Annotated in this window: 23 protein-coding genes and 1 tRNA gene; 16 read left to right on the top strand and 8 right to left on the bottom strand. The window is 72.0% G+C overall.

From position 1 onward, the window contains the following. Nucleotides 1-116 precede the first annotated feature (116 nt). Complete coding sequence (locus H5V45_RS08425) at nt 117-1,109, top strand: type IV toxin-antitoxin system AbiEi family antitoxin domain-containing protein (RefSeq protein ID WP_185252513.1); 993 nt, start codon at nt 117-119, stop codon at nt 1,107-1,109. 128 nt (nt 1,110-1,237) lie between these two features. On the opposite strand, the gene rarD is transcribed toward H5V45_RS08425, so the two are convergent. Then, complete coding sequence (gene rarD / locus H5V45_RS08420) at nt 1,238-2,146, bottom strand: EamA family transporter RarD (protein ID WP_185252512.1); 909 nt, start codon at nt 2,144-2,146, stop codon at nt 1,238-1,240. A 134-nt stretch (nt 2,147-2,280) separates the two neighbouring features. Between rarD and H5V45_RS08415 the strand changes: the two genes are divergently transcribed. Beyond that, nucleotides 2,281-2,733 carry a hypothetical protein gene (locus H5V45_RS08415; protein WP_185252511.1) on the top strand — a complete coding sequence of 151 codons (453 nt, stop codon included), beginning with the start codon at nt 2,281-2,283 and terminating at the stop codon, nt 2,731-2,733. An 88-nt stretch (nt 2,734-2,821) separates the two neighbouring features. Here the strand turns inward: H5V45_RS08415 and H5V45_RS08410 are convergent, their stop codons facing one another. Both H5V45_RS08410 and H5V45_RS08405 read right to left on the bottom strand, forming a co-directional pair. Then, a complete protein-coding gene (locus tag H5V45_RS08410; RefSeq protein ID WP_185252510.1) occupies nt 2,822-3,952 on the bottom strand; it encodes a 2-oxoacid:ferredoxin oxidoreductase subunit beta in 1,131 nt (376 codons plus the stop codon). Beyond that, nucleotides 3,949-5,895 (bottom strand): 2-oxoacid:acceptor oxidoreductase subunit alpha, encoded by a 1,947-nt coding sequence (locus H5V45_RS08405; RefSeq protein ID WP_185252509.1) that lies wholly within the window; start codon nt 5,893-5,895, stop codon nt 3,949-3,951. The genes H5V45_RS08410 and H5V45_RS08405 overlap by 4 nt, the downstream gene beginning before the upstream one ends. Nucleotides 5,896-6,157: 262 nt before the next feature. On the opposite strand from H5V45_RS08405, the gene H5V45_RS08400 reads away from it, so the two are divergent. From H5V45_RS08400 to H5V45_RS08385, 4 genes are read left to right on the top strand one after another with little or no spacing between them, the layout of a single operon-like run. Next, the gene (locus tag H5V45_RS08400; protein ID WP_246415880.1) at nt 6,158-7,201 is read left to right on the top strand and encodes a sulfate ABC transporter substrate-binding protein; all 1,044 of its coding nucleotides are present in this window, start codon (nt 6,158-6,160) and stop codon (nt 7,199-7,201) included. Then, on the top strand, nt 7,201-8,082 hold the full coding sequence (cysT, locus tag H5V45_RS08395) for a sulfate ABC transporter permease subunit CysT (RefSeq protein ID WP_185252508.1): 882 nt from the start codon (nt 7,201-7,203) through the stop codon (nt 8,080-8,082). Before H5V45_RS08400 ends, cysT begins: the two co-directional genes overlap by 1 nt. Beyond that, a complete protein-coding gene (locus H5V45_RS08390; RefSeq protein ID WP_185252507.1) occupies nt 8,075-8,887 on the top strand; it encodes a sulfate ABC transporter permease subunit in 813 nt (270 codons plus the stop codon). The genes cysT and H5V45_RS08390 overlap by 8 nt, the downstream gene beginning before the upstream one ends. After that, nucleotides 8,884-9,873 (top strand): sulfate/molybdate ABC transporter ATP-binding protein, encoded by a 990-nt coding sequence (locus tag H5V45_RS08385; RefSeq protein ID WP_185252506.1) that lies wholly within the window; start codon nt 8,884-8,886, stop codon nt 9,871-9,873. Before H5V45_RS08390 ends, H5V45_RS08385 begins: the two co-directional genes overlap by 4 nt. Nucleotides 9,874-9,971: 98 nt before the next feature. Here H5V45_RS08385 and H5V45_RS08380 read toward each other — a convergent pair whose 3' ends face one another. Continuing rightward, nucleotides 9,972-10,463: a YajQ family cyclic di-GMP-binding protein gene (locus H5V45_RS08380; RefSeq protein ID WP_185252505.1), complete on the bottom strand. Its 492-nt coding sequence runs from the start codon at nt 10,461-10,463 to the stop codon at nt 9,972-9,974. 129 nt (nt 10,464-10,592) lie between these two features. On the opposite strand from H5V45_RS08380, the gene H5V45_RS08375 reads away from it, so the two are divergent. Further along, nucleotides 10,593-10,675 (top strand) — tRNA-Tyr (locus tag H5V45_RS08375). 58 nt (nt 10,676-10,733) lie between these two features. Here the strand turns inward: H5V45_RS08375 and H5V45_RS08370 are convergent. Further along, a complete protein-coding gene (locus tag H5V45_RS08370) occupies nt 10,734-11,657 on the bottom strand; it encodes a metallophosphoesterase (RefSeq protein ID WP_343061479.1) in 924 nt (307 codons plus the stop codon). 39 nt (nt 11,658-11,696) lie between these two features. On the opposite strand from H5V45_RS08370, the gene H5V45_RS08365 reads away from it, so the two are divergent. Continuing rightward, on the top strand, nt 11,697-12,533 hold the full coding sequence (locus H5V45_RS08365; RefSeq protein ID WP_185252504.1) for an SDR family NAD(P)-dependent oxidoreductase: 837 nt from the start codon (nt 11,697-11,699) through the stop codon (nt 12,531-12,533). A 19-nt stretch (nt 12,534-12,552) separates the two neighbouring features. Here H5V45_RS08365 and H5V45_RS08360 read toward each other — a convergent pair whose 3' ends face one another. Beyond that, nucleotides 12,553-13,020, bottom strand: a complete 468-nt coding sequence (locus tag H5V45_RS08360; RefSeq protein ID WP_185252503.1) for a nitroreductase family deazaflavin-dependent oxidoreductase — start codon at nt 13,018-13,020, stop codon at nt 12,553-12,555. Between the two features lie 142 nt (nt 13,021-13,162). Here H5V45_RS08360 and H5V45_RS08355 point away from each other — a divergent pair, with 142 nt between their 5' ends. The 7 genes from H5V45_RS08355 to H5V45_RS22615 are packed head-to-tail and all read left to right on the top strand — an operon-like array spanning nt 13,163 to nt 22,493. After that, complete coding sequence (locus tag H5V45_RS08355) at nt 13,163-15,331, top strand: malate synthase G (RefSeq protein WP_185252502.1); 2,169 nt, start codon at nt 13,163-13,165, stop codon at nt 15,329-15,331. A gap of 31 nt (nt 15,332-15,362) precedes the next feature. Continuing rightward, the gene (locus H5V45_RS08350; RefSeq protein ID WP_185252501.1) at nt 15,363-15,788 is read left to right on the top strand and encodes a heme-binding protein; all 426 of its coding nucleotides are present in this window, start codon (nt 15,363-15,365) and stop codon (nt 15,786-15,788) included. 5 nt (nt 15,789-15,793) lie between these two features. Continuing rightward, entirely contained in the window at nt 15,794-17,296 is a 1,503-nt protein-coding gene (locus H5V45_RS08345) for an FAD-linked oxidase C-terminal domain-containing protein (protein WP_185252500.1), read from the top strand. Then, nucleotides 17,296-18,561: an FAD-binding oxidoreductase gene (locus tag H5V45_RS08340; RefSeq protein ID WP_185252499.1), complete on the top strand. Its 1,266-nt coding sequence runs from the start codon at nt 17,296-17,298 to the stop codon at nt 18,559-18,561. The genes H5V45_RS08345 and H5V45_RS08340 overlap by 1 nt, the downstream gene beginning before the upstream one ends. After that, nucleotides 18,561-19,955, top strand: coding sequence for a glycolate oxidase subunit GlcF (gene glcF / locus H5V45_RS08335; RefSeq protein WP_343061478.1), 1,395 nt, complete (start codon nt 18,561-18,563; stop codon nt 19,953-19,955). The genes H5V45_RS08340 and glcF overlap by 1 nt, the downstream gene beginning before the upstream one ends. Nucleotides 19,956-19,991: 36 nt before the next feature. Continuing rightward, nucleotides 19,992-21,722: an L-lactate permease gene (locus H5V45_RS08330; RefSeq protein ID WP_185252498.1), complete on the top strand. Its 1,731-nt coding sequence runs from the start codon at nt 19,992-19,994 to the stop codon at nt 21,720-21,722. A gap of 3 nt (nt 21,723-21,725) precedes the next feature. Continuing rightward, nucleotides 21,726-22,493, top strand: coding sequence for an IclR family transcriptional regulator domain-containing protein (locus tag H5V45_RS22615; protein ID WP_185252497.1), 768 nt, complete (start codon nt 21,726-21,728; stop codon nt 22,491-22,493). 28 nt (nt 22,494-22,521) lie between these two features. On the opposite strand, the gene fahA is transcribed toward H5V45_RS22615, so the two are convergent. Next, complete coding sequence (gene fahA, locus H5V45_RS08320) at nt 22,522-23,751, bottom strand: fumarylacetoacetase (RefSeq protein WP_185252496.1); 1,230 nt, start codon at nt 23,749-23,751, stop codon at nt 22,522-22,524. Beyond that, entirely contained in the window at nt 23,748-24,629 is an 882-nt protein-coding gene (locus tag H5V45_RS08315; RefSeq protein WP_343061477.1) for a hypothetical protein, read from the bottom strand. The genes fahA and H5V45_RS08315 overlap by 4 nt, the downstream gene beginning before the upstream one ends. Before the next feature lie 71 nt (nt 24,630-24,700). Between H5V45_RS08315 and H5V45_RS08310 the strand changes: the two genes are divergently transcribed. Further along, entirely contained in the window at nt 24,701-25,987 is a 1,287-nt protein-coding gene (locus H5V45_RS08310) for a homogentisate 1,2-dioxygenase (protein WP_185252495.1), read from the top strand. Nucleotides 25,988-26,047: the final 60 nt, after the last annotated feature.

Raw genomic sequence — 26,047 nt, 5'->3', positions numbered from 1 at the left:
ATCACCATCCACACGACCAGGGCCGGACGAGGTCGTCCACAGGCAGCCGTTGGTGGGCGGCACGATCGGCGTGCAGGTCCCAGGGTGACGGTATGAACGCTCGGTGCGCCGCCATCATGTCTTCCCAGCACGGGCTGCTCCTGCGTCGGCAGGCGCTGGGCACCGGGATGTCGCCCGAGGAGGTCCGGCGGCGCGTCCGTGCGGGTGAGTGGGTAGCCGTGCGTCGAGGTGTCTACACGACAGCCGCACTCTGGGAGTGCCTCGACGTGTACGTCGGCCGTCCGCTGCTCGTGGTCCGGGCCGCCAGCCTCAACTCGGTCATGCCGCACGTCATCAGCCACGACTCGGCGGCGCTCCTGCACGGACTGCCCCTCGTCTGGTCGCCGCCGGCGCTCGTGCACGTGACCCGCTTCGGCGTCCTCGGTCATCGCACCCGCCACGGGGTCAAGCACCACCAGGCGCCGTTCCGGCCCGAGCAGGTCGTCCTCATTGACGGCCTGCCCGTGCTCGACCGTGCCCGCACCGCTGCGGACCTGGGTCGCGAGCACGGCCTGAAGCAGGGCGTGGCCGCGTGCGACGCAGCCCTGAGGCTGGGCGACAGCCGCCGCGACCTGGCGGCGGCGGTCGAGGCCATGCGCTCCTGGCCCTACGTGACTCCGGCCCGCGCCGCGGTCGAACTGGCCGACGACGGTGCGGAGTCGATCGGGGAGTCCCTCTCGCGTGTCCTGCTCACCGAGACCGGGGTCGGGCAGGTGGAGACGCAGTTCGGGTTGCGGGACCGGGGCGTGGAGGCCTGGTGCGACCTGCGCGTGGGCAGGCACGTCATCGAGTTCGACGGCCGTGTGAAGTACCGACGAGTCGAGGACGGAGGCGTGGCCCAACGGCCCGTCGAGGACGTCGTCTGGCTCGAGAAGCAGCGCCAGGACTTCATCTGCGGGTTCAAGCTCGGCATGTCGCGCCTCGTCTGGGCCGACCTCCAGCCGGATCAGTGGTCACGCACCCAGCAACGCCTGCTGCGCGAGATCCGGGACACCGATGCCCGGTTCGGCACCTCGATCGCGGACTTGGCGCCGTACGTGATCCGGTCGCCGCGCCGACGTTCGGCGTGAGGGGTCGCATCGCATGTAACGCCCGGTTACGGCATCTGGGGGCCCGTTCGAACGGGTGCCCGATCCCATAACCGGGCGTTACAAGCAGAAGCCGCAGCCAGACTCACCCGCCCCGCTGGGCGGCGCCCCTAGGCCGTCGACGCCGCCACGGTCAGCCGCAGCTGACGGCGCCGGTGGTTGACGGCCTCGGCGGTGAACATCGCCAGCGCGATCCACACGAGCACGAAGCCGACCCAGCGGCCGGCCGGCATGTCCTCGTGGAACCAGAAGACGCCGAGGGCGAACTGCAGGATCGGCGCGAGGTACTGCAGCAGCCCGAGCCCCACCATCGAGACCCGCGTCGCCGCGGCGCCGAAGCAGATGAGCGGGATGGCGGTGACGATGCCCGTCGTGGTGAACAGCAGCGCGTGCCCGACGCCGTGCGCGGCGAAGCTGGAGCCGCCGGTCACGGCCAGCCACCCGACGTACGCCGCGGCCAGGGGTGCCACCAGGGCGGTCTCGAGTGTAAGGCTCTCGACCGCGCCGACGTTGGCGGTCTTCTTGGCGAGACCGTAGGTGCCGAACGAGAAGGCCAGCACCAGCGCGACCAGCGGCAGCCGGCCGTAGTCGACGGCCAGCACGACCACGGCCCCGCTCGCGATCGCCATGGCGCACCACTGCAGCGGCCGGAGACGCTCACCGAGGATCAGCACGCCCATCAGCACGGTGACGAGCGGGTTGATGAAGTAGCCCAGCGACGTCTCGACCACGCGGCCGTTGTTGACGCCGTAGATGTAGGTCGCCCAGTTCACCGTGATCACCGCCGCGGCCACCGTGAGCAGCGCGAGCACCCGGCGGTCCGCGACCAGCGCCCGGATCCGGGAGGTGCGCCGCAGCGCGACGACCAGGACACCCATGGTGAGCGCCGACCAGAGGATCCGGTGCGCGAGGATCTCGACCGCACCGGCGGGCTCGAGCAGCGGCCAGTAGAGCGGGAACGCACCCCACATGACGTACGCCGCGGCGCCCAGTGCCAGGCCCCGCCGCGACTCTCCCACGGGCTCAGCATAGGGGTCGGCGGACCGCGGTCCGGATCGGGTGAGACTCGTGGGACCAACGGTGTTTGGCAGCTGTCGAGACGGGGGAGGGTCCGTCACGTCACACCCACAAACTCGAGTTCCCAGGGGGAATCATGCGGATGCACCGCATCATCACCGGCGCCGTCGCCATCGCGCTCGCCGGCTCCGTTCCGTTCATCTCGGCCACGTCGGCCCAGGCCGCTCCGGCCGTCGGCCACCGCACGTCGGCCGTCGCGCACACCGCGCCGGCCCCGGCCGCGCGCCAGCTGCCGCGCCGCGAGATCTCCGAGAACATCGTCAAGAAGGGCGCGCGGACCCTCGTCTTCAAGGGCAAGGTCAAGGGTCAGCCGCACTACTCCAACAAGATCGTCAAGATCCAGCGCAAGGTCGGCAAGCACGGCGCGTGGCGCACCTACAAGAAGGTCCGCTCGGGCCAGCTCGGCGGCTTCAAGGCCAAGGTCGGCGCCCCGCGCAACGGCCGCTGGTACTTCCGGGCCTACACGCCCAAGACCGACAAGTTCCGCGCCAGCCACAGCGCCGGCAACTACTACACGTACACGATCTGACGCCGGGCGCGCTCCGCGCCTGACCGCACGTACGACGAAGGGCCCCACCGATCCGGTGGGGCCCTTCGGCATGCAGCGGGTGGTGCGTTCAGACGACCGTCCAGGTGTCGCCGCCGTTGATCAGGCCGGCGAGGCGGTCCGCGGGCTCGCCCGGGGCCGCGGAGCGGGCGGAGTCGATCTGGGCGCGCGCGCCGTCGTCGTACGTCGGCCGCTCGACCTGACGGAAGATGCCGATCGGCGACTGGTTGAGGTAGCCCGAGTCGGTGAGCCGCGAGATCGCGAACGCCATGGTGGGATCCGGGTTGTGCGCGTCGTGGACGAGCAGCTGGTCGGCGGCGGACGCCCCGAGGTCGGCGATCTCGACGACCTTCACGCCACCGGTGGTGGTGTCGCGGACCAGGCCCTTGGTGGGGTTGCCCTGCTCGTCGACGACACCGAAGCGGATCGGCTCGCCGTGGACCAGCGGGATGATCGCGTCGGCCTTGGTGTCGTTGTTCTTGATCGCGTCGAACGCGCCGTCGTTGAAGATCGGGCAGTTCTGGTAGATCTCGACCAGCGACGTGCCGCGGTGGGCGGCGGCCGCGGAGAGCACCGAGGTGAGGTGCTTGCGGTCGGAGTCGATGGTGCGGGCCACGAAGGAGCCCTCGGCGCCGAGCGCGAGCGAGACCGGGTTGAAGGGGTGGTCGACCGACCCCATCGGGGTCGACTTGGTGATCTTGCCGGCCTCGGAGGTGGGGGAGTACTGCCCCTTCGTGAGGCCGTAGATCCGGTTGTTGAACAGCAGGATCGTCATGTTCACGTTGCGGCGCAGCGCGTGGATCAGGTGGTTGCCGCCGATCGAGAGCGCGTCGCCGTCGCCGGTGACGACCCAGACCGACAGGTCCTCGCGGGCGGTGGCGATGCCGGTCGCGATCGACGGCGCGCGGCCGTGGATCGAGTGCATGCCGTAGGTGTCGAGGTAGTACGGGAACCGCGACGAGCAGCCGATGCCGGAGACGAAGACGATGTTCTCGCGGCGCAGGCCGAGCCCGGGGAGGAAGCCCTGGACCGCCTTGAGCACGGCGTAGTCGCCGCAGCCGGGGCACCAGCGGACCTCCTGGTCGGAGGTGAAGGTCTTGCCGGTCTGGGGAGCGTCTCCCTCGCCGACGGTCGGGACGCCCTCGGTCCCGGAGCGGAGCCCGGGGAAGGGCAGGTTCTCGGGAGCGGTGGTGGTGGTCATCGGAGCGCCTCCTCGGCGGGTGCGTGCAGGTCGACCTCGATGCCCTCGGCCTGGGCCACCAGGTCGCCGAGCGCGTCGGCCAGGTCGGCGGCCTTGATGGGCATGCCGTTGACCTGGTTGTAGCCGACGGCGTCGACGAGGTAGCGGGCCCGGATCAGCAGCGAGAGCTGCCCGAGGTTCATCTCGGGGATGAGGACCTTGTCGTAGCGGCTGAGGATCTCGCCGAGGTCCTTCGGGAACGGGTTGAGGTGGCGCAGGTGCGTCTGCGCGACCTGGTAGCCGGCCTTGCGGACGCGGCGTACGCCGGCGCCGATCGGCCCGTAGGTCGAGCCCCAGCCGAGCACGAGCACCTTGGCGCCCTGCCCGTCGGGACCGGCCGGGTCGTCGACCTCCATCGGCGGGAGCGACTCGGCGATCCGGTCGACCTTGGCCTGACGGGTGCGGACCATGAAGTCGTGGTTGGCGGGGTCGTAGGAGATGTTGCCGTGCCCGTCGCCCTTCTCGAGGCCGCCGATGCGGTGCTCGAGCCCGGGGGTGCCCGGGACGGCCCACGGGCGGGCCAGCGTCTCCTCGTCGCGCAGGTAGGGCCAGAAGTCGGTGGCCTCGCCGTCCTCGCCCGCGCCGTGGTTGGCCGCGGTGGCGAAGTTCGGGTCGATCACCGGGAGGTCGTCGACCTCGGGGATGCGCCAGGGCTCGGAGCCGTTGGCGAGGTAGCCGTCGGAGAGCAGCATCACCGGGGTCCGGTAGGTCACCGCGATCCGGGTCGCCTCGAGGGCGGCGGAGAAGCAGTCGCCGGGCGACTGCGGCGCCACGATCGGGACGGGGGCCTCGCCGTTGCGCCCGAACATCGCCTGCAGCAGGTCGGCCTGCTCGGTCTTGGTCGGGAGGCCGGTCGAGGGCCCGCCGCGCTGGACGTCGATGACCAGCAGGGGGAGCTCGGTCATCACCGCGAGGCCGATCGCCTCGGACTTGAGCGCGATGCCGGGGCCGGAGGTGGTCGTGACGCCGAGGGAGCCCGCGAACGACGCGCCGATGGCCGCGCCGACGCCGGCGATCTCGTCCTCGGCCTGGAAGGTCGTGACGCCGAACGCCTTGTGCTTGCTGAGCTCGTGGAGGATGTCGGAGGCCGGGGTGATCGGGTAGGACCCCAGGAAGATCGGCAGGCCGGACTGCACGCCCGAGGCCACGAGCCCGTAGGACAGGGCGAGGTTGCCGGTGATGTTGCGGTAGGTGCCGGCCGCCATCGGGGCGGGCTTGATCTCGTAGGAGACGACGAAGGTCTCGGTCGTCTCGCCGAAGTTCCAGCCGGACTTGAACGCCGTGATGTTGGCGTCGCGGATGTCGGCGACCTTGGCGAAGCGGCGCTCGAGGAAGGTGATGGTCGACTCGATCGGCCGGCCGTACATCCACGACAGCAGGCCGAGGGCGAACATGTTCTTCGCGCGCGCGGCGTCCTTGCGGGACAGGCCGAACTCCTTGACGGCCTCGACGGTCATGCCGGTGAGGTCGACGGTGTGCAGCGAGAACTCCGCGAGCGAGTCGTCCTCGAGCGGGTTGGTCGTGTAGCCGGCCTTGGTGAGGTTGCGCGCGGTGAAGTCGTGGGTGTCGACGATGATCGTCGCGCCCTTGGGCAGGTCGGCGAGGTTGGCCCGCAGGGCGGCGGGGTTCATCGCGACGAGCACGTCGGGGGCATCGCCGGCCGTGAGGATGTCGTGGTCGGCGAAGTGGACCTGGAACGACGAGACGCCCGGGAGCGTGCCCTGGGGGGCGCGGATCTCGGCCGGGAAGTTCGGCAGCGTCATCAGGTCGTTGCCGAAGATCGCCGACTCCGAGGTGAACCGGTCACCGGTGAGCTGCATCCCGTCGCCGGAGTCGCCGGCGAACCGGATGATGACGCGGTCGAGCTGCTTGACCTGCTTGGTCACCTCGGGCACTTCCTTCATGGCTCTTCTCGTGGGCTCCGGCGCGATCCGACCAGCGTAGCGAAGGAACTAGAACACGTTCCAGTTTGACGCTGCGACCGAGCCGCCGTACGACCCTCCACGATAGCGGCGCCCCCTCGCGACGCGAGCCGATCTCCCGTGCCGGACGGTGACGAACGCGACACGTCCGAATCGCGGCGACAATGCACATCGGAAATCTAAAGTCGACTAGCATTCCTGACATTGACGAGAACACGTCTGCTCAGGTGGGCGGGAAAGAGACATGATGAAGATGAAGATCAAGGCCGCAGCGGCTGCTTCTGTCGCTGGGGTGCTGGCCTTGACCGCATGCTCCGCAAGCGGAAGTGGCAGCTCCGAGAACACGATCAGCGTCGTCGGCTACTCGGTCCTGGAGGCGGCGAACAAGCCCGTCTTCGCGGACTTCCAGGACACCGACGCCGGCAAGGACGTCACCTTCAAGACCTCGTACGGCGCCTCGGGCGACCAGAGCCGCGCCGTCGACGGTGGTCTGAAGGCGGACGTCGTCCACTTCTCGCTCGAGACGGACGTGACGCGTCTCGTCGACTCCGGGATCGTCGACAAGACGTGGAAGGACACGCCCACCAAGGGCATCGCGACGTCCTCCGTCGTCGTCTTCGTCGTCCGCAAGGGCAACCCGGACAACATCCAGACCTGGGACGACATCGTCAAGCCCGGCGTCGAGATCATCACCCCGAACCCCGGCTCCTCCGGCTCGGCCCGCTGGAACATCATGGCGGCCTGGGCGCACATCGTCGGCAACGGCGGCTCCGAGGACGAGGGCAAGGCGTACCTCACCAAGCTCCTCGACAACACCATCGCGCTCCCGAGCAGCGGTCGTGACGCCACCACCTCCTTCACCGAGGGCAACGGCGACGTGCTGCTGTCCTACGAGAACGAGGCCATCCTGGCCAAGCAGAGCGGTGCCGATGTCGACTACGTCGTCCCGCCGGACACCCTGCTGATCGAGAACCCCGCCGCCGTCACCAAGGACGCCAGCGCCAGCGCCAAGGACTTCCTCGACTACCTGACCACCGAGCCGGCGCAGGAGGACTACGCCCAGTCGGGCTTCCGTCCCGTCATCGACGGCGTCAAGGTCGGCGAGGTCGAGGGTGCCAACGACCCGTCCGACCCGTTCCCGACCCCGGACAAGCTGTTCACCATCAACGACGACTTCGGTGGGTGGGCCGAGGTGGCCCCGAAGTTCTTCAACGACGGCTCGGACGGCAACCCGCTCGGTATCGTCCCGCAGCTGCAGGAGGACACCGGCAAGCAGGGCGAGGAGTAGTGACCTCCGCTCTCACCGAGCTCAGTCCTGGGACACCTCCCAGCGACGCGACCCGGCCGTCGTCCCGCAAGGGGCGGCGGCCGCGCCGCGCGTCCAACACCTTGAGCAGGAGCTCGGGGATCGGACTGGGGCTCGCGATGATCTGGTTCAGCCTGCTGGTGCTGATCCCCCTCGCCGCCCTGGTCGTCACCGCCGGGTCCGGCGGACTCGACCAGTACGTCACGACGCTGAGCAACGGGCAGACCTGGGCGGCGATCCGCCTCACGGTCGGCCAGGCGCTCGTCGTCACCGTCCTGAACGTCGTCCTCGGAACCGTCATCGCCTGGGTGCTCGTCCGCGACCACTTCTGGGGCAAGGCCGTGCTCGACGTCATCATCGACATCCCCTTCGCCCTGCCCACGATCGTGGCCGGCCTCGTGCTGCTCTCGCTCTACGGCAAGGACAGCCCGCTCGGGCTGCACTGGGCGAACACCGAGCACTCGGTCACGCTGGCGCTCGCGTTCGTCACGCTGCCGTTCGTCGTGCGGACCGTCCAGCCCGTGCTCGAGGAGCTCGAGGGTGACGTCGAGGAGGCCGCGGCCTCGCTCGGCGCCAAGCGACTGACGATCTTCCGCAGGATCATCCTGCCCAGCCTCGTGCCCGCCATCGCGGCGGGCGCGGCTCTCGCGTTCGCCCGGGCGATCTCGGAGTACGGCTCCCTGGTGCTGCTCAGCGGCAACCTCCCCTTCAGGACCGAGGTCGTGTCGGTCCGGGTGCTCACGTTCATCGAGAACGGCAACAGCGCGGCGGCAGCAGCACTCGCCTCCGTGATGCTCGCCGTCGCGTTGTTCGTGATCGTGGCCCTCGACCTCGTCCAGCGAAGGGTGGCGCGCCGTGGTTAAGGTCCCGCTCGGCGTCCGGTGGGCCCTGCGCCTGCTGGCGATCGCCTACGTGTTCCTGCTGGTGGCCTGGCCCGTCGCGCTGGTCGTGCAGCACACCTTCGAGGACGGGCTGACGACGCTCCAGGACGCCCTGGCGGACCCGGACGTCGTCAACGCCCTGCGCCTCACGGTCCTGGTGGCCTTCTGGGCCGTCCTGATCAACCTGGTCTTCGGGGTCGGCATCTCGATCCTGCTCGTGCGCTTCGAGTTCCCCGGCAAGCGGGTGCTCTCGGCGCTGATCGACCTGCCCATGTCCGTCTCGCCCGTCGTCGTCGGCCTGGCCCTGCTGCTGGTCTACAACGGACGCGACGGCTTCTTCGGCAAGCCGCTGGAGGACAACGGTCTGCAGATCATCTTCAACTCACCGGGGATGATCATGGCCACCTGCTTCGTGGCGCTGCCGCTGGTCATCCGTGAGGTCGTCCCGACGCTCACGGAGATCGGCGACGACCAGGAGCAGGCGGCGCGCAGCCTCGGGGCGAACGCGCGCCAGACCTTCCTGCGCATCACGCTGCCCAGCATCAAGTGGGCGGTCGTGTACGGCGTGGTCCTGAGCCTGGCCCGGTCCCTCGGTGAGTTCGGCGCGGTCAAGATCGTGTCGGGCAACTTCACCGGCCAGACCCAGACGGCGACCCTGATCGTCGAGCAGAAGTACCAGAACTTCGAGCAGTCCACCGCCTACGCCACGTCGTTCATGCTGGCCTTCGTCAGCGTCGTGTGCCTGGTCGTGGTCTCCGTCCTCCGACCCAAGGAGAGCAAGAAATGAGCATCGAGATCTCCGGCGTCAGCAAGAAGTTCGGCGACTTCGTCGCGCTCGACGACGTCAACGTGTCCATCCCCACCGGCCAGCTGACCGCCCTCCTGGGGCCGTCCGGCGGCGGCAAGTCCACGCTCCTGCGGATCATCGCCGGGCTGGACTCCGCCGACACCGGCACCATCAACATCGAGGGCACCAACGCCACCAAGCTGCCGGCGCAGAAGCGCAACGTCGGCTTCGTGTTCCAGCACTACGCGGTCTTCAAGCACATGTCGGTGGCGAAGAACGTCGCCTTCGGGCTCGAGATCCGCAAGCGCCCCAAGGCCGAGATCGCGGAGCGGGTCGACGAGCTGCTGAAGCTCGTCCACCTCTCGCAGTTCGCCCACCGGCTGCCCTCGCAGCTCTCGGGCGGCCAGCGTCAGCGGATGGCGCTGGCGCGGGCGCTCGCGGTGGAGCCGAAGGTGCTGCTGCTCGACGAGCCGTTCGGCGCGCTCGACGCGAAGGTCCGCAAGGAGCTCCGCGACTGGCTGCGCCGGCTGCACGACGAGGTGCACGTGACCACGGTCTTCGTGACGCACGACCAGGAGGAGGCCCTCGAGGTCGCCGACGAGATCGTCGTCATCAACGAGGGCCGGGTCGAGCAGATCGGCACGCCCGACCAGCTCTACGACGAGCCGGACAACGACTTCGTCATGGGCTTCCTGGGCGAGGTGACCTCGCTCAGCGGCGTGGTGCTGCGTCCGCACGACATCGACGTGTCGCTGTCGCCGGTGCTCGCCGGGGCCACGGAGGGCACGGTCACCCGGGTGCTCCGGGTCGGCTTCGAGGTCCGGGTCACCGTCACCGCCGCGGACTCCTCGGAGGTCACGGTCGTGATGACCCGCACCCACGCCCGCTCGCTCGGGATCGACGAGGGCGTCCGGGTCTGGCTCACCCCGGCCAGCGGCGCCACGACGGTCCCGTCGATGCGCCGCAAGCTGGAGCAGCCCGCCTGACGCCGAGTCGGCGCATCCGCCACACGAAATGACGTCGAGTCGGCGCATCTGCATCTGCAGATGCGCCGACTCGGCGTTGGTGCCCGGGGAGATCCCGGTCAGCGGTAGTTGGTGAACTGCACCGCGAAGTCGAGGTCCTGGCCCTTGACCAGCGCCTGGACGGCCTGCAGGTCGTCGCGCTTCTTCGAGGAGATCCGGAGCTCGTCGCCCTGGATCTGCGCCTTGACGCCCTTGGGGCCCTCGTCGCGGATCAGCTTCGAGATCTTCTTGGCGTCCTCGGAGGTGATGCCCTCCTTGAGCGCGATCGAGATCTTGGACTGCTGGCCCGAGGCGCGCGGCTCGGAGGCGTCGAGGATCTTCAGGCTCTGCTGGCGCTTGATCAGCTTGTCCTTGAACAGGTCGAGGACGGCGCTGGCCCGGTCGTCGGCGGAGGCGGTGATCTCGATCGCCTCGTCGCCCTGCCACTCGATGGTGGCGCCGGTGCCCTTGAAGTCGAAGCGGGTGGCGACCTCGCGCGCGGTCTGGCCCAGCGCGTTGTCGACCTCCTGGCGGTCGAGCTTGCTCACGATGTCGAACGACGAGTCGGCCATGTTTTCTCCTAGTGCTGGTGGTGTGCTCGTGGTGCCGCACCGGGGTCCCGGCGGTTTTCGTCTGGCGTCGGTGCTGCGCTATTGTTTCGCCTTGCCGCCGACCGGCCAAACGCCGGAGGCAGGCATCCCGGCAGGTTGCCCGAGCGGCCAATGGGAACGGACTGTAAATCCGTCGGTGTACACCTACGAAGGTTCGAATCCTTCACCTGCCACGAACGCCCCTGGTCTCCACCGACCGGGGGCGTTCACTGTTTCCGGGGCCTGGCGGCCTCAGGCGTCGCCGGCGTAGAAGCCCGAGCTCTTGCGCGACAGCAGCTCCCGGCGCTCCTCGGCGCTCAGCGCCTCGACCTGCGCCACGACGTCGGCGGGGAAGCCGCTGACCTCGGGCGCCTCGGCGAGCGGGACCAGCGTGGTGACCACGCGGTCGGCATACACGTGCAGGACATTGACCGACTGGTGCCCGTCGACGCCGGAGACGAAGCGCCCGACCGGAGCGGGGTCGGAGGTGTAGCAGGTCGCCGACGCGACCGAGACCGGGATGCCGGCGAAGGTGGAGTACGACGAGAAGTGGAAGTGTCCGCCGAGGATGCCGCGCACGTCGGTGCCCGCGAGGACAGCGGCGAGCCGGTCCTGGTCGAGCAGCTCGATCAGCTCCGCGGCGCGCAGCATCGGCACCGGGATCGGCGGGTGGTGCAGGGCGAGCAGCGTGCCGTGCGGCGCCGGGGTGGCGAGCACGTCGGCCAGCCAGGCGAGCTGGTCGTCGGTGATCTCGCCGTGGTGGTAGTCCGGGACGCTGGTGTCGAGCGCGACGATCCGCAGCCCGTCGACGTCGTGGACGCGGTCCTGGGGCCGCTCGTCGGAGGCGTCCTCGTCGAAGAGCGCACGGGCGTAGGGCGCCCGCTCGTCGTGGTTGCCCATCACCCAGACGACCTGGGCGCCCATCGCCGCGGCGGCGGGCTCGACCAGCGCGCGCAGCCGGGCGTACGCCGCCGGCTCGGCGCGGTCCGCGAGGTCGCCGGTGAAGACCAGCGCCTGCGGCGGCGGGTCGACGTGGGCGAGGCGGGCCAGGGCCCGGGCGAGCCCGGCCCGGGTGTCGATGACGTCGTACTGCAGGCGGTCCGCGAGCAGGTGCGGATCGCTGAGGTGGGCGACGACGTGGCTGGGAGCGGGGTACTGACCGAGCTGCACGGGCACGGCGCCACGCTAGCGGGCGTGCCTCCTAGGCTGCACGGCATGACCCACCGCGCCGTCGACCCCGACCGTCCCGCCGAGCCGTCCTCCCGCGGGGTGCTCGTCACCGGCGCCTCCCGTGGGGTCGGCGCCGCGGTGGCGGCCTGCTTCGCGGAGCGCGGCGACCGGGTGGTCGTGCACTACAACGCGGCGCGCGAGCGGGCGGAGGAGGTGCTGGCCGGCCTGCACGGCGAGGGACACCTGGCCTTCGCCGCCGACCTGTCCGACCCCGAGGCCACCCGCGCCCTGGCGGACCGCGCCGCCGAGCACCTCGGCCGGGTGGACGTGCTGGTGAACAACGCCGCGCTGTTCCTCGACCCCGCGCAGGGTCGCGGCCGGCGCGGCGACCACCGGATCACCGACGTGGGATACGACGAGTGGGTCGCCGCCTGGCAGACCACGCTCGCGACGAACCTCATGGGCCCGGCCAACCTGACCTTCTGCGTCGCCCGCGCGATGATGGCGACCCCGCCCGCGGAGGGCGTGCCCGTCGGCCGGGTCGTCAACGTCGGGTCGCGCGGCGCCTACCGCGGCGAGCCGCACGTGCCGGCGTACGGCGCCAGCAAAGCCGCCCTGCACGCCTTCGGCCAGTCGATGGCGGTCGCCCTGGCCCCGCACGGCATCGGGGTAGTGAGCATCGCGCCGGGGTTCATCGCGACCGACATGGCGGCCCAGCTGCTCGACGGGCCCGAGGGCGACGCGATCCGCGCGCAGAGCCCCTTCGACCGGGTCGCGACGCCCGAGGAGGTCGCGGGCGCGGTGCTGGCGCTCGCCGAGCCCGGCGCCGAGTGGGCCTCCGGGGCGGTGCTGGACTTCAACGGCGCCAGCCACCTCCGCTGAGCCGAGGCGTCGACGTCCCTCAGGCGCGGTCGAGCTGGAAGACCGGGATCAGCCGGTCGGTCCGCTCCTCGTACTTCGCGTAGTTGGGCCAGGTCCGCAGCATGACCTGCCACATCCGCGCGCGCTCCTCGCCCTCGAGCTCGCGCCAGCGCACGGTCACCGACCGCCCGCCGACCGAGATCTGCGCGGTGTCGGTCGCGCGCAGGTTGTGCACCCACAGCGGCATCTTCGGGCCGCCGAAGTAGGAGCCGGCGATCAGCCAGGTGCCGTCGTGCGGCACGCAGAGCAGCGGGGTGCTGCGCGGGATCCCGCTCTTGCGGCCGGGGACGGTGAGCGTGAGGTTCGGCAGCCCGGCGATGTCGAGGATGCTCACCCGGCCCCTCGTCACGCGCTGGAGCGTGGTGTCCACGGTGACGACCTGGGGGAGCAGCTTCGGCATCCAGGAGAGGGCGCCGATGCGCACGGCGAGCGGAGTCAGGAGGCCCATGGCGGTCACCGTAGTGGCCTCCGACGCATGAAATGACGTGATCGCGGTCACGTAGGGGCGTTGCTCCCGGCGGGCGCAGCCCCTAGGGTTCCAAAGGACAGAACATTCATTCCACGATGTGGAAGATGATGGAGGCGTCAGCGTGACGGATCGTGTGCAGGTGGCCGGGCTCGACGTGGCGGAGGTGCTGCACCGCTTCGTGACCGAGGAGGCGCTGCCGGGCTCCGGGGTGGAGCCCGAGGCGTTCTGGGCCGGCGCCGCGGCGATCATCCACGACCTGGCGCCGCGCAACCGTGAGCTGCTGGCCCACCGCGACGCGCTGCAGGCGCAGCTCGACGAGTGGCACCGCGCCCACCCCGGCACGCCCGACCCCACGGCGTACGCCGACCTCCTGCGCGAGATCGGCTACCTGCGCGACGAGCCCGCCGACGTCGCGGTCACCACCGCCGACGTCGACGACGAGGTCGCCCGGATCGCCGGACCCCAGCTGGTCGTGCCGCTGCTCAACGCCCGCTTCGCGACGAACGCCGTGAACGCCCGGTGGGGCTCGCTCTACGACGCGCTCTACGGCACCGACGTCATCGCGCAGGACGGCGACATGGCGCCCGGCGACACCTACAACAAGACCCGCGGCGACGAGGTCATCGCCCGGGGCCGCGCCTTCCTCGACGAGCACTTCGCGCTGGCCTCCGGCTCGCACGCCGACGTGACGGCGTACGCCGTGGACGACGACGGCTTCGTGGCGACCGTCGGCGGCGACCCGGTGCGGCTCGCCGACGCCGGCCAGCTGGTCGGCTTCCGCGGCGAGGCCGGCTCGCCCGAGGCCGTGCTGCTGGTCCACCACGGCCTGCACGTCGAGATCCAGGTCGACCCCGAGGACCCGATCGGCGAGACCGACGCGGCCGGCGTCAAGGACCTGCTCCTCGAGTCCGCGGTGTCCACGATCATGGACCTCGAGGACTCCGTGGCGGCCGTCGACGCCGAGGACAAGGTGCTGGGCTACCGCAACTGGCGCGAGCTGATGGCGGGCACCCTGTCCCAGGAGGTCACCAAGAACGGCGAGACCTTCACGCGGTCGATGAACCCCGACCGCACCTACACCCGCCTCGGCGGCGAGGACGTCACGCTGCGCGGCCGCTCGCTGCTCTTCATCCGCCAGGTCGGCCACCTGATGACCACCGACGCGGTCCTCGACCGCGACGGGAACGAGGTCCCCGAGGGCATCCTCGACGCGATCATGACCGCGCTCGGCAGCCTCGTGGACCTGCGCGGCGACGCCGAGCTGGCCAACTCCCGCACGGGCTCGATGTACGTCGTCAAGCCCAAGATGCACGGACCCGACGAGGTCGCCTTCGCGGTCGAGCTCTTCGGCCGCGTCGAGGAGCTGCTCGGCCTGCCCCGGCTCACGATCAAGGTCGGCATCATGGACGAGGAGCGACGCACGACGCTCAACCTCAAGGCCTGCATCGCCGAGGCCCGCGAGCGGGTCGCCTTCATCAACACCGGCTTCCTCGACCGCACCGGCGACGAGATCCACACCTCGATGCAGGCCGGGCCGGTGGTCCGCAAGGCCGCCATGAAGTCCGAGACCTGGATCGCGGCCTACGAGGACCTCAACGTCGACATCGGGCTCGAGTGCGGCCTGCTCGGCCGCGCCCAGATCGGCAAGGGCATGTGGGCGGCGCCGGACAGCCTCGCCGACATGCTGGAGGCCAAGATCGGCCACCCGCAGGCGGGTGCCACCTGCGCCTGGGTGCCGTCCCCGACCGCCGCCACCGTGCACGCGCTGCACTACCACCAGGTCGACGTGCGCGCGCGCCAGGAGGAGCTCCGCGCCGGCGGCCGCCGCCGGGAGCGCGAGCAGCTGCTCCAGGTCCCGCTCGGCGACCCGGACGACTGGTCCGCCGAGGACCGCCAGGCCGAGATCGACAACAACCTGCAGAGCCTGCTCGGGTACGTCGTCCGCTGGGTCGACGCGGGCGTCGGCTGCTCGAAGGTCCCCGACATCACCGGCGAGGCGCTGATGGAGGACCGGGCGACCTGCCGGATCTCCGCCCAGCACGTCGCGAACTGGCTGCACCACGGCGTCGTCACCGCCGAGCAGGTCGACGAGACGCTGCGCCGGATGGCGGCCGTCGTCGACGAGCAGAACGCCGGCGACCCGACGTACGTCCCGATGGCGCCGACCTTCGACGGCGAGGCCTTCGCCGCCGCCCGCGAGCTGGTGCTCGAGGGGCTCGCCCAGCCGAGCGGCTACACCGAGCCGATCCTGCACCGCCGCCGCGCCGCGGTGAAGGCGCACTCCGCATGACCCGCCCGCAGCACGACGAGAGGAACCGCCCGTGATCACCCTCGACACCGCCCGCGCGATCATCGCCGGGACGCGTGCCCACGCCGCCACCGCAGGCTTCAAGCCGATGACCGTGGTCGTGCTCGACGCCGGTGGCCACGTGGTCGCCGTCGAGCGCGAGGACGGCTCCTCGATGAAGCGCTTCGAGATCGGCTTCGGCAAGGCGCACGGCGCGCTCTCCCTGGGCCTCGGCTCCCGGGCGCTCATGGCCCGCGCCGAGCAGCAGCCGTACTTCATCGCCGCCGTCACCTCGGCCGTCGGCGGCGCGCTGGTCCCGGTGCCCGGCGGCGTCCTGGTCCGCGACGCGGACGGCGCCCTGGTCGGCGCGGTCGGGGTCACGGGCGACACCTCCGACAACGACGAGGCCGCGGCGGTGGCCGGCATCGAGGGCGCCGGCCTGACCGCCGAGACCGGCTGACCGCGATGACGACGCAGGCGACCGGGGCGGCCACCGGCACGGCGACGCGCACCGGCATCGACGCGGTGGCCGCGCGGGCCCGGGAGCTGCTCCCGGCCGCCGGGGTCATCACCGACCGGGCGCAGCTGCGCACCTACGAGTGCGACGGCCTGGCGCACTACCGGGTCACGCCGGCGCTCGTCGTCGTGCCCGAGGACGCCGCCCAGCTCGCCGCGATCGTCCGCACCTGCGCCGAGCACGGCGTCCCGTTCGTCGCCCGCGGCTCCGGCACCGGCCTGTCCGGCGGCGCGCTCCCGCACGCCGAGGGCGTGCTCGTCGTGACCTCGCGGATGCGCGCGATCACCGACGTACGCCGTGCCGACCAGCGCGCCGTCGTCGAGCCCGGGGTCATCAACCTCGACGTCACGCGCGCAGCCACGCCGCACGGCTACTACTACGCCCCCGACCCGTCGAGCCAGCAGATCTGCTCGATCGGGGGCAACGTCGCGGAGAACTCCGGTGGCGCGCACTGCCTGAAGTACGGCTTCACGACCAACCACGTGCTCGGCGCCGACTTCGTGACGCCGCAGGGCGACACCGTGGCGCTCGGTGGGGCCGCGCCCGACAGCCCCGGCTACGACCTCCTCGGCGCCGTCGTCGGCTCCGAGGGCACCCTGGGGGTCGTCACCTCGACGACCGTCCGGCTGGTCCGGCTGCCCGAGGAGGTCCGCACGATCCTCGTCGGCTTCGAGACCACCGACCAGGCCGGCGCCGCCACCTCCGCGATCATCTCCGCCGGCATCGTGCCGGCCGCGATCGAGATGATGGACGCGCTCGCGATCGAGGCCGCCGAGGCCGCCGTGCACTGCAACTACCCGGACGGCGCCGGCGCCGTGCTCGTCATCGAGCTCGACGGTGCGGCCGTCGAGGTCGAGCAGGAGTACGCCGAGGTCGCCCGGCTGTGCGAGGAGAACGGCTCCTTCGAGCAGCGCCTCGCGACCGACCCGGCCGAGCGCGCGCTGATCTGGAAGGGCCGCAAGTCCGCCTTCGCGGCCGTCGGCCGGATCAGCCCCGACTACATCGTCCAGGACGGCGTCATCCCGCGCACCGCGCTGCCCGAGGTGCTCAAGGCGATCGCCGACCTGTCCCGGGAGAGCGGCGTCCGCGTGGCCAACGTCTTCCACGCCGGCGACGGCAACCTGCACCCGCTGGTGCTGTTCGACGACGCGGTCGAGGGCGCCGGCGACGCGGCCGAGAAGGTCAGCGGCGCGATCCTCGACCTCTGCATCGAGCACGGCGGCTCGATCACCGGCGAGCACGGCGTCGGCATGGACAAGGCGAAGTACATGCCGCGCATGTACACCGATGACGACCTCGACACCATGCAGCTGGTCCGCTGCGCCTTCGACCCGCAGAACATCTCCAACCCCGGCAAGGTCTTCCCGACCCCGCGCCTGTGCGGGGAGGTGCCCGGTCGCAAGAAGGCCGCGCACCCGCTGCAGCAGGCCGGGCTGGCGGAGGTCTTCTGATGGGCACCGGCACCGACACCCTGACCGCGACTGCCCGCGAGGCGGTGGCCTCGGCCTGCGCCCAGGTCCGCGACGGCGGCGACGGCGACGAGGTCGACGGCGTACGCCCCGGCCTGGTGGCCCGCCCGGCCGACACCGACCAGGTCGCCGAGGTGCTCCGCGCCGCGGCCGCGCACGGCCTCACCGTCGTGCCGCGGGGCCGGGGGACCAAGCTCTCGTGGGGCACCGCCCCCCGCAGCGCCGACGTGCTGCTCGACGTCAGCGGCCTCGACCGGGTGCTCGAGCACGCCGCCGGAGACCTGATCGTCGCGACCCAGGCCGGGGCCCGCCTCGCCGACGTTCAGCAGGTCGTCGGCGAGGGCGGCCAGTGGCTGGCCCTCGACGAGACCGTGCCGGGCGCCAGCATCGGCGGCACCCTCGCCGCCAACACCAGCGGCCCGCGCCGGGTCGCCACCGGCACCGCCCGCGACCTGCTCATCGGCGTCACCGTCGTCCGGGCCGACGGCGTCGTCGCCAAGGCCGGCGGCAAGGTCGTCAAGAACGTCGCGGGCTACGACCTCGGCAAGCTCGTGATCGGCTCCGCCGGCACGCTGGCCGTGGTCGTCGACGCGACGTTCCGGCTGCACCCCGTCGCGCCCGCGCGGCGCTGGGTCACGGTGGCCGTCGACGACGCCGCCCGGGCCGGCGCCCTGAGCCAGGACGTCGTGCACGCGCAGGTCGTCCCGTCCGCCGTCGAGGTCGACTGGACGCCCGCCGGCGACGGCAGCGTGAGCGTGCTGCTCGAGGGGCGCGAGGACGGCGTCGTGGCCCGCGCCGACGCCGTACGCCGCCTGCTCGGCGACGCCGCCACCGTCGGCACCGACGCGCCGGCGGCGGGGGCGACCTACCCCTGGGACCTGACGGCGACCGGCGACCTCCGCGCCACCGCGCTGAAGCTGACCTTCGTGCTGTCCGGCCTCACCGACGTGCTGGCCGCGGCCGGCGCCGCCGGTGCCTCGGTCCGGGGCTCGGCCGGCGCCGGGGTGGCCTACGCCGCCCTGCCGTCCGACCGGCCGGCCGAGGAGGTCGCGGCCGCGGTCGACCGGCTGCGCGCCGCGTGCGCGAGCCACGGCGGCACCGCCGTCGTCGTCGACGCACCCGCCGCGGTGAAGGCCGCCGTCGACGTCTGGGGCCCGGTCCCCGCGCTCGACCTGATGCGCCGCGTCAAGGACCAGTTCGACCCCGACCACCGGCTCTCGCCGGGCCGCTACGTGGGAGGCATCTAGTGACCGACACGACCCAGCAGGACACCGGCGGCACGCTCGGCGAGATGGGCGCCGTGATCGACCTCGGCATGCCCGTGGCCGGCGGTGCCTTCGACGAGCACCACCCGCCGGACGCCGCCCTGATCGGCGACTGCGTGCACTGCGGCTTCTGCCTGCCCACCTGCCCGACGTACGTCCTGTGGGGCGAGGAGATGGACTCCCCGCGCGGCCGGATCTACCTGATGAAGGAGGGGCTCGAGGGCGAGCCCATGGACGACGCGATGGTGTCGCACTGGGACGCCTGCCTGGGCTGCATGGCCTGCGTGACCGCGTGCCCGTCGGGCGTGCAGTACGACACCCTCATCGAGCAGACCCGCGCGCAGGTCGAGCGCAACCACGAGCGGGCGCCCAAGGACAAGGCGCTGCGCGGGCTGATCTTCGCGATCTTCCCGCACCCCAAGCGCCTGCGGCTGCTGCGCGGACCCCTCCGGGTCCTGCAGCGAACCGGCCTCGACCGGGCGGTGCGCCGCACCGGGCTGCTGGAGCGGATGGCCCCGCAGCTCGCCGCGATGGAGAGCCTCGCCCCGCGCCTGGGCCGCCCCGAGCCGCTGCCGCCGCGGATCACCGCCACCGGCGAGCGGCGCGCCGTCGTCGGGCTGCTGACCGGCTGCGTCCAGGGCGCGTTCTTCCCCGGCGTGAACTCCGCGACCGCCCGGGTCCTGCAGGCCGAGGGCTGCGACGTCGTCGTCCCGCCGAAGCAGGGCTGCTGCGGCGCGCTGTCGGTGCACAACGGCCGCGAGACCGAGGCGCAGGACTACGCCCGGGCGATCGTCGACGCCTTCGAGGCGGCCGGCGTCGAGCGGATCGTCGTCAACGCGGCCGGCTGCGGGTCGACGATGAAGGACTACGCCCGGCTGCTCGGCGACGACCCGGCGTACGCCGAGCGCGCCACCGCCTTCGCCGAGAAGGTCCGCGACGTCTCCGAGATCCTCGACGAGCTCGGCCCGGTCGCGACCCGGCACCCGCTCGAGCTCAGCGTGGCCTACCACGACGCCTGCCACCTGGCCCACGCCCAGGGCGTCCGCGCCCAGCCGCGCGCGCTGCTCACCGGCATCCCCGGGCTCGAGCTGCGCGAGATCGCCGAGGGCGAGCTGTGCTGCGGCTCGGCCGGGATCTACAACATCCTCAACCCCGAGCCCGCCCGCGAGCTCGGGGACCGCAAGGCCGCGAACATCGTGGCCACCGGTGCCGACGTGCTCGTCACCGCCAACCCGGGGTGCCTGATGCAGGTCACCGCCGCGATCGAGCGCTCCGGCCACCCGATGGGGATGGCGCACACGATCGAGGTGCTCGACGCCTCCCTGCGCGGCGCCCCCGCCTCCAGCCTCCGCGAGGGGACCCACCCCTCCGCCTGATCCGCCCGTTCCCCCCACCCACCCTCGGGAGTAGCAATGTTCCAGCAAGACCTGCGAGCCGTCGGCGACTCGCTCGCCCTCAGCGCCCTGTGCGCCCTGATCCCGCTCGCGGTGCTGTTCCTGCTGCTGGGCGGGCTCAAGGTGCGCGCCTGGATCGCCGGGCTGGTGTCCCTCGGCGTGGCCCTCGTGGTCGCCGTCGTGCTCTTCGGGATGCCGGCCGGCCAGGGGATCGCCGCCGCGATCGACGGAGGGTTGTTCGGGTTCTTCCCGATCCTCTGGATCGTGGTGAACGCGGTCTGGATCTACAACCTCACGGTCTCGTCGGGCCACTTCGACGTGCTCCGGCGGTCCTTCGAGAAGGTCAGCCCCGACCAGCGGATCCAGGCGATCATCATCGCCTTCTGCTTCGGTGCCCTGCTCGAGGCGCTCGCCGGCTTCGGCACGCCCGTCGCCATCTCGGTCGTCATGCTGATGTCGCTCGGCTTCCACCCCGTCAAGGCCGCCGTCGTCGCGCTGGTCGCCAACACCGCCCCGGTCGCCTTCGGTGCGCTCGCGATCCCGATCGTCACGCTCGCCCCGATCGCCGCCGGCGTCAGCGACGACCCGCGGCTCTCCGACGCCAACGCGCTCGGCACGTTGGGCTCGATGGTCGGTCGGCAGACGCCGATCCTGGCGCTCGTCGTCCCGCTGATCCTGGTCTTCATCGTCGACGGCCGCCGCGGGGTCCGCCAGACCTGGGTCCCCGCCCTGCTCTCCGGCTTCGTGTTCGCCGTCGCCCAGTTCGTCACCGCCAACTACATCTCGGTCCAGCTCACCGACATCGTCGCCGCGCTGCTCGCGGCCGGCTCGCTGGTGCTGCTGGTCCGCGTCTGGCAGCCCGCCGAGGTGCTCACCGCCGACCGCGCCGAGCAGGAGTCCGGGGACCGCGCCACCACCCGGCGTACGCCGTCGTCCGCCGCAGGCGGTGCCGGCACCGCGACGATGACCGGCAGCGGCAGCGACGCCGCCCGGCCGTCGGCGGACGACAAGCGCGAGGTGCTCCGCGCCTACGCGCCCTACCTCGTCATCATCGTGATCTTCTCGATCACCAACATCCCCGCGGTCGTGGACTTCCTCGCCGAGAAGCCGTTCACCTACCTCGTCGACTTCCCGGGCCTGGACATCGTCAACAGCGCCGGCGACCCGGTCGTCACGCAGTTCAAGCTCAACTGGCTGCCCGCGGCCGGCAGCCTGCTGGTGATCGCCGGGCTGATCACGATGCTGATCCTGAAGGTGAACCCCGCCCGCGCGCTCAAGACGTACGTCGCCACCTACGTCGAGCTGCGCTCCGCGATCATCACCGTGATGGCCGTGCTCGCGCTGGCCTACGTCATGAACCTCTCCGGCCAGACGGCCTCGCTCGGTGCCTGGCTGGCCGGGACCGGTGCGGCGTTCGCGATCATCTCGCCGATCCTCGGCTGGATCGGCGTCGCCGTGACCGGCTCGGACACCTCGTCGAACTCGCTCTTCGGCGCGCTGCAGGTGCAGGCGGCGGCCAAGGCCGGGCTCGACCCCGTGCTCATGGCCGCGGCCAACTCCTCGGGCGGCGTGCTCGGCAAGATGGTGAGCCCGCAGAACCTCGCGATCGCGGCCGCGGCCGTCGGCATGTCGGGGCGCGAGGGCGAGATCTTCCGCAAGGTGATCGGCTGGAGCCTGCTCCTGCTCGTCCTCATGTGCATCATCGTCGGGCTGCAGTCCACCGGTGTGCTCGGCTGGATGGTGCCGTAGCCCGTGGCACCCGGGGACGGTGAGGAGCAGGGCGGGCCCCGGCCCGCCGCGGTGCAGTCGGTCGACCGCGCCTTCGCCGTCCTCGAGGCCCTGGCCGCGGCCGCCAAGCCGCTCGGGGTGGGGGAGCTGGTCGGGCTGACCGGCCTGCCCCAGGGCACCGTGCACCGGCTGCTCCAGGGTCTGCAGCACCGCGGCTACGTGCGCCGGGACGCGTCGCGGAAGTACTCCCTCGGCACCGCCGCGATGCGGCTCGCCGACGCCGCGCAGCGCTCGCTGGCGCGCAGCGCCCGGCCGTTCCTCGACCAGCTCGTCGCGCTGTCCGGCGAGACCGCGAACCTCGCGGTCCTCGAGGGCGACGACGTCGTCTACGTCGCGCAGGTCGCCTCGCCCCACACCCTGCGGATGTTCGCCGAGGTCGGCCGCCACGTCCCGCCGCACTCGACCGCGGTCGGCAAGGTGCTGCTGGCGGCGCTGCCGCGCGAGCGGGCGCTCGCCGTCGTACGCCGGACCGGGCTCGCGCCGCGCACCGCCGCGACGATCACCGACCTCGACGCCTTCGCCGCCGAGCTCGACCTCGTCGCGCGGCAGGGCTGGGCGGCCGACGAGGAGGAGCAGGAGGTCGGCGTGCGCTGCGTCGCCGTGCCCGTGGGTGCGGCCCGCGACGCCGTCGCGGCGCTCTCGCTCTCCGGCCCCGCCGACCGGTTCGCCGGCGGGGGTGACCCGGACCTGGTGGCCCGGATGCAGGAGGTCGGCGCGGCGTTCGCCCGCTGAGCCCGGTTCCCGTCCGGCCGGACGCCGCTCAGGGGCGCGCGGGCTCGATCCGTCCCGTGACCTCGCCGAGCGCGATCCGCCCGCCGCCGGTGCCGGGCGCGGTGTAGCGCAGCGTGACGACGTCGCCGTCCTCGAGGAACGTGCGGCCGCCCTCCCACACGTCGGTGCCGAACGGCTCCGCGCCGCCCCAGCCCAGCTCGAGGAACGAGCCGCGCTGGTCCCTCTCGGGCCCGCTGATGGTCCCGGAGCCGTAGAGGTCGCCGGTGCGCAGCGAGGCGCCGTTCACGGTCAGGTGCGCGAGCATCTGCTCGGGCGACCAGTACATCGAGCGGTACGGCGGCCGGCTCACGACCTCGCCGTTCAGCTCGACCTCGACGGCGATGTCGAGGCCGCGGGCGACGTCCGGACCGAGGTAGTCGAGCGGGCGGGGGTCCTGGCCGGGCAGGTCGACCCAGGCCGCGCCCAGCGCCTCGACCGGGGTGACCCACTGCGAGATCGACGTGGCGAAGGACTTGCCGAGGAACGGGCCGAGCGGGACGTACTCCCAGGCCTGGATGTCGCGCGCGGACCAGTCGTTGAGGCCGACGACGCCGAAGACGTGCTCGGCGAAGTCCTCGACCCCGACCCGGTCGCCCAGCGCGGTGCCCGTGCCGACGACGAAGCCGAGCTCGGCCTCGATGTCGAGCCGGGCGCTCGGGCCGTACGTCGGGGCCTCGTCCGCCGGCGCCTTGCGCTGCCCGCTCGGCCGCACCACCGGGGTGCCGCTGCCGACGACGGTCCCGGCGCGGCCGTGGTAGCCGACCGGCAGGTGCCGCCAGTTCGGCAGCAGCGCCTCGGCGTCGGGGCGGAAGATCCGGCCGACGTTGGAGGCGTGGTCGAGCGAGGCGTAGAAGTCGACGTAGTCCGCGACCTCGACCGGCAGGTGCAGCGTGACGTCCGCGACCGGCCACAGGTGCGGCTCGACCAGGTCGCGCTCGGTCTCGTCGGTGAGCAGCCCGGTGATCCACGCGCGCACGGAGGTGCGGACCTGCCGCCCCTCGGCCATCAGCGCGTTGAGGCTGCGCTCCTGGAAGACGTGGTGCACGTCGAGCATCTCGGCGGCCGCGACCGGCGCGAGGTCGAGGACGTGGTCCCCGATCCGCACGCCCACGCGGGGCTCGTCGCCGGCCCGCGAGAACACGGCGTACGGCAGGTTGTCGACGTCGAAGAGGGAGCCGGCGGCGCCCTCGACCCAGGTGGTGGTCCCGGTGGTGGTCATCGCGTTTCTCCGTGGGGGATGAGTCCGAGGGCGAGCAGGTCGTCGAGCGGGTCGCTGACCGAGCAGGAGCCGAACGACGTGAACCAGCGGCGTGCCCCGGCCAGGTCGGTGTCGCCCGCCGCCGCGGCCAGGGCGGTGCCGTCGCGCTCGTCCAGCGTGGCGGCCACCTCGTCGGGCGACGCGCCGTCGAAGGCCCGTCGGGTCGCGAGCAGCACGTTGAGGAAGCCGTGCTGGTCGGTGACCGCGCCGAAGCCGTCGTCGCCGGTGTGCCGGACCGCGTGGTGCAGGCCGGCGGTGCACTTGAAGGGGGTCTCACGGTCGAGCGCGGCGTCGATCCAGCCGGCCAGGTCGCGCGGGGTGGGGACGAGGGCGGTGTCGGCGCCGCCGGTGCGGAGCTTGAGGCGCAGCTCCTGCTCGGCGACGACGTCCGCGGCCGCCAGCCAGCCCGGGCTGGTGCCGGCACCGGGGCCCGGGTGCGGGAGCTCGACGTAGACCGGGAGGTCCTCGTCCAGGGTGCCCTCGGCGCGCGCGGCGTCCACGGCGGCGACGACGCGGCGGGCGTTGCCGGGCAGGTCGTCGAGGTCGCGCAGGGCGATCTCGAGACCGGCGAGCTGCAGCCCGAGGCGGCCGGCGAGCGCGGCCGGCCCGGCGACCTGGCCGGCGCCACCGATCACCACGACCGAGAGCCGGGCGGGGGTGCCGCGCAGCAGGGGCAGGTCGGTGTCGCGCACGACGAGGGTGCCGACCAGGTCGGCGTACGCCTCCGACCGGCGCGCGACGTGGGCGGCCGCAGCGTCGTGCAGGGGGGCATTGCCGGGCGGGAAGATCGCGGCGTCGTCGACGAGTCCGGCCCAGGTGGGTTCCAAGGAAGGCGGCACCCGGCTACTCTACTCATGGAACACATAGCGGACGACAGTGTCCGTCTATCGAACAACTGAGGGAGCGCCCGATGGCGTACTACCGGCAGGTCGGCGAGGTACCCCCGAAGCGGCACACGCAGTTCCGCGACCCCGAGGGCCACCTCTACTACGAGGAGCTGATGGGGGAGGAGGGGTTCTCCTCCGACTCCTCGCTGCTCTACCACCGCGGCGTGCCGTCGGCGCTGGTCGCGGCGGACGTCTGGGAGCTGCCCGACCAGGCCCGCACGCCCAACCACCCGCTCAAGCCCCGCCACCTCAAGCTCCACGACCTCTTTCCGGTGGTTGAGGAGGTTGCGCAGCAACCGTTGGTTCCTGAGGAGGTTGCGCAGCAACCGTCTCGAAGGGCTCGAAACCCCGACGCCGTCACCGGCCGCCGGCTCGTGCTCGCCAACAACGACGTCCGGATCGCGTACGTCGTCACCGGGACCGACGCCTCCCCGCTCTACCGCAACGCGATCGGCGACGAGTGCGTCTACGTCGAGTTCGGGAGCGGCAGCGTCGAGACCGTCTTCGGGACGCTGGCCTACCGCACCGGCGACTACGTCGTGGTGCCGCGCGCGACCACGCACCGGTGGCTGCCGGCGGAGCCGAGCCGGCTCTACGCGATCGAGGCGAACAGCCACATCGCCCCGCCGAAGCGCTACCTGTCGCGCTACGGCCAGCTCCTCGAGCACGCGCCCTACTGCGAGCGCGACCTGCACGGCCCGACCGGCGGCCCGCTCCTCGTCGACGGCACCGACGTCGAGGTGCTGGTCAAGCACCGCACCTCGGCCGGGATCGTCGGCACCCGGATGACCTACGCGACGCACCCGTTCGACGTGGTCGGCTGGGACGGCTGCCTCTACCCCTACACGTTCAACATCGACGACTACATGCCGATCACCGGCAAGATCCACCAGCCGCCGCCGGTGCACCAGGTCTTCGAGGGCCACAACTTCGTCATCTGCAACTTCCTGCCGCGCAAGGTGGACTACCACCCGCTCGCCGTGCCCGTGCCGTACTACCACTCGAACGTCGACAGCGACGAGGTCATGTTCTACGTCGGCGGCGACTACGAGGCGCGCAAGGGCTCGGGCATCGGCATCGGCTCGATCTCCCTGCACCCCGGCGGCCACGCCCACGGGCCGCAGCCGGCCGCGATCGAGGCCTCCCTGGGTGCGGAGTACTTCGAGGAGTCCGCCGTCATGGTCGACACCTTCGCCCCGCTCGAGCTCGGCGAGGCCGGGGTCGCGGCCGAGGACCCGGCCTATGCCTGGACCTGGGCAGGCCGCGGTCCCGAGGGCGGCGACAGCCCGGCGGTGTTCAGCAACAGCTGACCGCGCCGGGCTGACCGGCCCGCGGGCGGCGTACCCCGGCGGTGACGGGGTACGGGCCGG

The organism is Nocardioides luti, assembly GCF_014212315.1.
Classification (GTDB): Bacteria; Actinomycetota; Actinomycetes; order Propionibacteriales; family Nocardioidaceae; genus Nocardioides; species Nocardioides luti.
The sequence above is the reverse complement of the archived record's forward strand: the minus strand, read 5'-3'. Positions and strand labels throughout refer to the sequence as shown.

Excerpts from the sequence above, each read along its gene's own strand:
- H5V45_RS08410 (WP_185252510.1), bottom strand. The coding sequence starts at position 3,952 with ATGACCACCACCACCGCTCCCGAGAACCTGCCCTTCCCCGGGCTCCGC.
- H5V45_RS08400 (WP_246415880.1), top strand. The coding sequence starts at position 6,158 with ATGATGAAGATGAAGATCAAGGCCGCAGCGGCTGCTTCTGTCGCTGGG.
- H5V45_RS08365 (WP_185252504.1), top strand. The coding sequence starts at position 11,697 with ATGACCCACCGCGCCGTCGACCCCGACCGTCCCGCCGAGCCGTCCTCC.
- H5V45_RS08330 (WP_185252498.1), top strand. The coding sequence starts at position 19,992 with ATGTTCCAGCAAGACCTGCGAGCCGTCGGCGACTCGCTCGCCCTCAGC.
- fahA (WP_185252496.1), bottom strand. The coding sequence starts at position 23,751 with ATGACCACCACCGGGACCACCACCTGGGTCGAGGGCGCCGCCGGCTCC.
- H5V45_RS08340 (WP_185252499.1), top strand. The coding sequence starts at position 17,296 with ATGGGCACCGGCACCGACACCCTGACCGCGACTGCCCGCGAGGCGGTG.
- H5V45_RS08360 (WP_185252503.1), bottom strand. The coding sequence starts at position 13,020 with ATGGGCCTCCTGACTCCGCTCGCCGTGCGCATCGGCGCCCTCTCCTGG.
- H5V45_RS08385 (WP_185252506.1), top strand. The coding sequence starts at position 8,884 with ATGAGCATCGAGATCTCCGGCGTCAGCAAGAAGTTCGGCGACTTCGTC.
- H5V45_RS08405 (WP_185252509.1), bottom strand. The coding sequence starts at position 5,895 with ATGAAGGAAGTGCCCGAGGTGACCAAGCAGGTCAAGCAGCTCGACCGC.
- H5V45_RS08415 (WP_185252511.1), top strand. The coding sequence starts at position 2,281 with ATGCGGATGCACCGCATCATCACCGGCGCCGTCGCCATCGCGCTCGCC.
- H5V45_RS08425 (WP_185252513.1), top strand. The coding sequence starts at position 117 with ATGTCTTCCCAGCACGGGCTGCTCCTGCGTCGGCAGGCGCTGGGCACC.
- H5V45_RS08380 (WP_185252505.1), bottom strand. The coding sequence starts at position 10,463 with ATGGCCGACTCGTCGTTCGACATCGTGAGCAAGCTCGACCGCCAGGAG.
- H5V45_RS08310 (WP_185252495.1), top strand. The coding sequence starts at position 24,701 with ATGGCGTACTACCGGCAGGTCGGCGAGGTACCCCCGAAGCGGCACACG.
- H5V45_RS08345 (WP_185252500.1), top strand. The coding sequence starts at position 15,794 with ATGACGACGCAGGCGACCGGGGCGGCCACCGGCACGGCGACGCGCACC.